At 39.6% G+C, this 270-nt stretch carries 1 protein-coding gene; it reads left to right on the top strand.

Going from position 1 to position 270, the window contains the following annotated elements; translation table 11 throughout:
- Positions 1–270 (top strand): glycosyltransferase (locus SB689_RS23175; protein WP_410694407.1); only part of this gene is annotated, 270 nt, incomplete at both ends.

Raw genomic sequence — 270 nt, 5'->3', positions numbered from 1 at the left:
AATCACGTCAGTTTTGTTACATAACAACGACGTGAGTTTTGTTTTCCACGTTTTTATTGATGATATCCCTGAAGCCGATATCCAGCGTTTAGCCCAATTGGCGAAAAGCTATCGTACCTGTATCCAGATCCATCTGGTAAATTGTGAACGGCTTAAGGCATTACCGACGACCAAAAATTGGTCTATTGCCATGTATTTCCGTTTTGTAATTGCAGATTACTTTATTGATCAACAAGATAAGATCCTTTACCTGGATGCTGATATCGCCTG

The organism is Chryseobacterium sp. SIMBA_038 (assembly GCF_046535115.1).
GTDB lineage: Bacteria > Bacteroidota > Bacteroidia > Flavobacteriales > Weeksellaceae > Chryseobacterium.
This window is presented reverse-complemented; position numbering and strand designations above follow the sequence as displayed.